The sequence below is a fragment of the Desulfobulbaceae bacterium genome (assembly GCA_013792005.1).
Lineage (GTDB): Bacteria > Desulfobacterota > Desulfobulbia > Desulfobulbales > VMSU01 > VMSU01.
The window spans coordinates 22,584-28,823 of the sequence record VMSU01000022.1; the positions used below are offsets into that span (position 1 = coordinate 22,584).

The 6,240-nt window shown below is 51.1% G+C and carries 1 protein-coding gene; it reads left to right on the plus strand.

What is annotated here, in order from left to right; all coding sequences use genetic code 11:
• Window positions 1–39: 39 nt before the first annotated feature.
• Window positions 40–6,240 (plus strand): hypothetical protein (locus FP815_01080; protein ID MBA3013533.1); only part of this gene is annotated, 6,201 nt, incomplete at its 3' end.

Consider the following 6,240-nt stretch of genomic DNA (forward strand, 5'->3'; position numbering starts at 1 on the left):
GACGAGTTGCTCTGCTTGGAATTTAAAGGGGGAAATTAAATGAAAAAAGTTGGTGTCTTGTGGGTTTTTTTTGTGCTGTTGGCTACGGGAGGAGGGGCATGGGCTTCGGTTATTGATGCCCCGCACAATGAAGCAAATGGTGTAAATTGTTCGGAATGCCATAGCTATTCATTGTGGTGGCAGTATTCTCCGACAAATCTAAGTTCCAGTCCAGATCATGCGGCTATTGTCGATGCGGTATGTATGAAATGTCATGGTCTTAATTCAATAGGCACGGAACCTAAGGTGACCACTCATTCTCCCACGGGGATGGGAACTTCTTCTCATCAAAATTGGGGCGTAGGGTGTACTGCCTGTCATAACCCGCATTACCAGGATCAGCTAAACTGGGTCGGTTCAGCAACCGAGCCCTATTTGGTGACTGGTCAAATCGATAATGCGGCATATGACCCTATCCTAGACCAGACCACTATCAATTATTCTAATGCCACGGACAATGTCAATTGGCCGGCAGTAGGAACGGAAGCACATCCCTCGGACTGGGCTAATAAAAGTGTCGGGAATCCGGATCGCGGCTTAGTTCTGGTCCATGACAAGACCGCAACCTCAAATACCTTTCTTATTCTTTCAGCAACTACCTCCCAGGTCGTTATTAAAGGAAAAGTTGCTGCTACCGCAATAGATCCTAATTACACCAATCCCCAAACTCAGATTAAAAATTCCGTCACCTGTAATACCTTTGGCCTGATATATGGCCAGTTGGTCCGCAACACTATTGCCACGAAGGCGGTTAAATTCTTTGATCCCAATGGCGGTTTTGTTGAACAAGGGACAGGCGCTACCGGTGTGTGTCAGGTCTGTCATACTCAGGCTCTCCATTATAAGAACGACGGAATTCTCCCTGGAGTAACAGACAGCCATTCCGGGCGTGAAACATCAAACTGCATCAGTTGTCATGCCCACAATGAGGGATTTAAGGGCGGCGGCACCCATGATAATCAAGATTTTGGGTGGGCGGGAAATTGCGCGACTTGCCATAATGCGAGTAATCAAGTTGCCAATATTGTGTCAGATCTCCATGGAGGTAACTGCGGCATCTGTCATGTATCCCCTCAGGGAGCGGGACCACTGAGGGATGGTCACCCTGATAATGGGATTGACGGCAGCGCTATAGGCGCTACTAGGACGTCAACCTGTATTGATTGTCATCTTACCAAACTTTCTTTGGCATCCAGAGGCATTCACCATATCTCCAAGACCGGTTATGCTGCTGCCGGTAATTGCACTCAATGTCATAAATCCGGGATCGGGTCAATTGTTGCTGACCATGTCATCAGAGTTGGGACAGATGCAAGTTGCGTAAGCTGTCATAATTTGACCGCTGGTACTGCTGCTGGAGTTGCAGTCAATGGTAATGACCCTAAAGTTCATGATGCCTGCACCACCTGCCATAAGGTTGACGGCACTCTGAAGGTTGTTTATGGCAAGGCCATTGCCATGCCTCCTGGAGGAGGCAATTGTACCGCATGCCATGGTGTCTATTTCCCCAACCACAGTTATGGCCACACCCTGAACACAGTACCGATTTGCGTGAATTGTCATGTGGCGGCATCAGCTCCTTTTGCTACTGCGACCGAGGCCCACAAGAACGGCTGCCAAACCTGTCATAATACAGCGACTGGAGTTTTATTGGGCAGCGCCAGCGGCAAGACCTCCGGCGCAAATTGCCAGACCTGTCATCTCGGTTATTTTAGTGGCCATCAGCATAGCCACACTATGAATACAGTTCCACTGTGCGTGAGCTGTCACGCAACTGCGACCACGGCCCCCTATGTGGCAAGTGAACAAACTCACTCCCGGCTTGCCTGCCTGACTTGCCATAGCGCTACGACAGGAGCTCTGATCGGCAGCGCCAGCGGCAAGACAGCTGGAGCAACATGCCAGACGTGTCACAGCGCGTATTTTAATGGTCATACCAAGGATCATGAGGATCTGGTTAAGGTGAATATCGATACCTCTCAGCCAATCAATAATTGCATCAACTGCCATGTGGCCCTTTCTTCACCATTTGTTGGCAGTGTGGCAGGAGAGGTTCACTCCACTCTTTCTTGTCAGACCTGCCATAATAGTACAAATGGCTCATTGCGTGGCAGCGCCGTTGCCGGAGGTGGTGAGTGTATTTCCTGTCATACTGCGTATTTCGGTGGTCACAGCCACGGTCATAAAGTTGTCGAGCAGGCCTCCGACCTTTCTCAAGCGGCGTCTGGTTCACTGTGTTCAACTTGTCACTCAGTGCCAACCTGGCCAGCTATTTACACTTTGCATTATAGTTTGTGTTCGACCTGTCATAATGAAACCCGTAAAACCGGGAACCCAAATAATGTCAATGAAAGGGTCAGTGATGTAATTTCCGCCAAGGCTAATCCGACTGCGTGTCTGTCATGTCATTGGGCTAAAAAGGCACCTGCTGTCCATGGCCACAATATTGTCTGGAATGTTTCAGACAAGAGCAGTTGCGGGGTTTCCTCGTGTCATAACTCCGCTTTGAATAGCGAAGTGGTCTCCTCTGTTCATCGAAATGATTGCGCTTTGTGTCATGTTGATCCGGCCAACAGTGACTTTACCCGCCGGGCAGGAGGGGATGGAACGGCCATAGGTCAAGTCTTGGCCGTCCCTGCAAGCTGCTCGGACTGCCACTTTCCGTCTACTTATCCAAAAGGAGTTGTTCACCATGATTCTCCCGTTGCAGTTAATGGGAACTGTATTAATTGTCACAGCGGGACAACCTATGGCGGCAACCACACAGCACTTGTGGCTGCGGATAGCACTTGCTCCTCGGCCTCCTGCCATCCTGGGGCGGCTGGTGCTGCTACCGGGGTGCCAGTAAGTGCCTTGGATAAAAAGATCCATGATGCGTGCACCACCTGTCATGAAATAAGCGGTGCACTGAAGGCGGCTTACGGTAAGGCGATTGCTATGCCAAACGGTGGTCCTGGCTCCAATAACGGTGGGGGGGCCTGCACCGCTTGTCACGGGACCTACTTTCCTAGCCATGCCAACGCGAATCACTCAACTCGGGTTGTTGATTCGGCAAACTGCAATCTGTGTCATTTGACTGCAAGTATCGTTGGCGCCAACAGTGGGGTGCCGGTTGCTTCTGCCAACAATAAGGTGCATGACGATTGTTTTACCTGTCATAACGCCAATGGTTCATTGCGGGCTGCCTATGGCAAAGCTTCGGCAATGCCAGCTGGCGGCGGTGTCTGTGAAGCATGTCATGGCGCCTATTTTGCGAGCCACGCCACCGCGAGTCACAATCTCCGAGTTGGTGATACTGCTAACTGCAATACCTGTCATGTCGAGACCGCAGGCACTGCGACAGGTGTGCCGGTAAGTACAACCAATAATAAGATCCATGACGACTGTACCGTGTGCCATAATAGCAATGGTTCCTTGCGAACTCCTTACAGTAGTAAGGCCCCGACGATGCCGGTTGGCGGCGGCACTTGTAATGCCTGTCATGGGGCCTATTTCGTCAACCATGTCAATGCAAGTCATGTTGCACGGGTCGCTTCATCCCAGAGTTGCACATCCTGTCATACGGGGACCGCGGGCTCATCGACATCAGTCCCTGTCAGTACGAGTAACAATAAAGTCCACGATGCCTGCGCAACTTGCCATAATTCTACGACCGGCGCATTGCTGGCGGCTTACGGAAAGGCGCCAAACATGGCGCCTCCTGGCGGCGCTTGCGAGGCGTGTCATGGGGCGTATATCAACAACCACACTCACGCCCATGTCATGCCGCCGGTTTCGTTATGTCTGAACTGTCACACAGCATTAACTGCTCCGTATGTGGGTTCAGGTCAGGCACACGGTACGTTTAGCTGTCAGACCTGTCATAATGCCACCAACGGCCAGTTGACCGGCAGCGCGACTGGTAAGTCAGCAGGCGCAACGTGTCAGACCTGCCATGATGGATATTTTAATAATCATAACCATATTCACCAAATGGTTACAGTGTCGTTGTGCGTGAGTTGTCACACGACAGCGACGACTGTACCGTATGTTGCCGCAAACCAGACTCATTCCCGCCTTGGTTGTCAAACCTGCCACAGCGGCAGTCTGGGAATAAGAATTGGCAGTGCGATGGGTAAGGGGAAGGGAACTACTTGCCAGACCTGCCACACTAGTTACTTCAATGGCCATATCCATAACCACGCGCTCAAGATGACAGCGAACGTGGCTTCAACCCCAAATACTTCCAACTGTAAAGGGTGCCATGGAGCAACAGTCGCACCGTTTGCGGCTACCGGTCAGGCCCATTCTCGTCTTGGTTGCGCAACTTGTCATGACACCGCAACCAATGGCGCATTGATCGGCAGTGCCATTGGCCAGACCGGGAACAAGGAGTGTATTACCTGTCATACTGGGTATTTCCTTAACCATCAGCAGCATAACAGCGCCATCCATAATGTTTTGATGCGGGCTACTGATCTCGCTGATGGTGAGGCCTGCGCCACCTGTCATAGCCGTGGGGGAGTTGGTTCTGGCAATCCGGCCTTTGTTAATAGCTGGTCTGGAACGGATGGTATCTTTGCGCTTCATCGGAGTGATTGCGGTTTCTGCCACAATTCAACGCGTACTACTAATATTGGTATTGGCTTTACCTCGGTCAGTGATGTGATCAAAAACGGGACTACAGTTGCTTGTCTGAACTGTCATGCCAATAGAGCAACAGGACATGGCGGTCACAATGAAGGTGATGGAACTTTTGGTTGGATCAGTTCTTGCCAGACATGCCATGGCCCAGGTGGTGCGAGCGTGGCAGCGCCAAAGGGCGAGATTATGGCCGGTGTTCATAGTAACAACTGCGCTAAGTGCCATCAGGGCGGAGCGCCTGGGGCCACTTTGATTGGCTCTGCAGCAAATGCCATCGGGCATTTAAAACCCCATACCTGTACTGATTGTCATAAGGCAGGTTTTAACGGCCATAGTCATGGCGGGACCCATGATCTTCTGATGGGGCCCGCTGATATTGTTAATAATGGCGCATCCTGTAACGAGTGCCATATGCGAGGTGGAACCACTTCAACGAATCCGTTGTTTACTAATACCTGGGATGGGGTAGATGGTATCTTGGCTCTTCATAAGGGTAGTTGCGTCCTGTGTCATAATTCCACTCGGACGGAGAACCTAAGTGGGACGTATGCCTCGGTGAGTGATGTTATCAGGCTTCATACAGCGACAGTTCGTTGTCTTGACTGCCATGCAGATCGGGCCGAAACCCACAGCAGCCATCCTGCCGAAGATTTTACCTGGTCCGGTACCTGCAATGCCTGTCATTCCGGAGCTAATATCGCAGTTAATGTTCATAAGGGCAAATGCGGTCTGTGTCATGTTAATGTAAACGGCGGCGGTGTTAAGCGTGCCGGTAAAGATGGCAGCGCCCTGTTGGCCGAGGCCCTGCCAGATCCTCGGACCGCGAGCTGTCTCACCTGTCATCCGGTTGCGACTTACCGGACAAGCGGCATCCATCACGATACGAGAACTGCTGCAAGTAATGACTGTCAGATCTGCCATAAGGCAATCAATCACAGCACCTTGGTGACTAATGTAACTTCATGCTCAAACTGTCATTCAAACACTGCAGGCACTACCACTGGTATGCCGGTTGATGTTGCCAATGGCCGGGTACACGATTCTTGTCTTACTTGTCATACCTTCAATGCCACGACTCTTGCTGGACAGTTGGTGGCCCCAACCGGAAAGAAGGGTGTGAGCGCCATGGGCACTGGAAGTTGCACTATCTGTCATACCAATACCACGACCATGCATCACAATAACAATCACTCTAAGATTGGTGAGTGTGAATACTGTCATGCTGATCCACGAAACAGGCCTGGCGGCACTAATTTCCAAGAGACTACACCTTCTGGAGGCCTTCCGACCCATTTGCCCTGTGAAGAGTGTCATGTGAAACCGAAGCGAGGTGCCATTGTCAACGGCTGGACAGCCACAGCAGGCCAGATGACGATTTACGCCTTTAACGAAGGTGGTACTCACTCGACAACCGATTACAGTTCCGACTTCACCCGTACCGTAGCCCATAGTGGTACCCATGTGATTGGTAATACTGTAGGCCAGATTAACAACTGGGGTATCTGTTTCAGTTGTCATGACGGCTCAGGCGGTGCTGGAAAGGCAGGTCGAGTCAATATCTTCCATGCCAAGCCGACA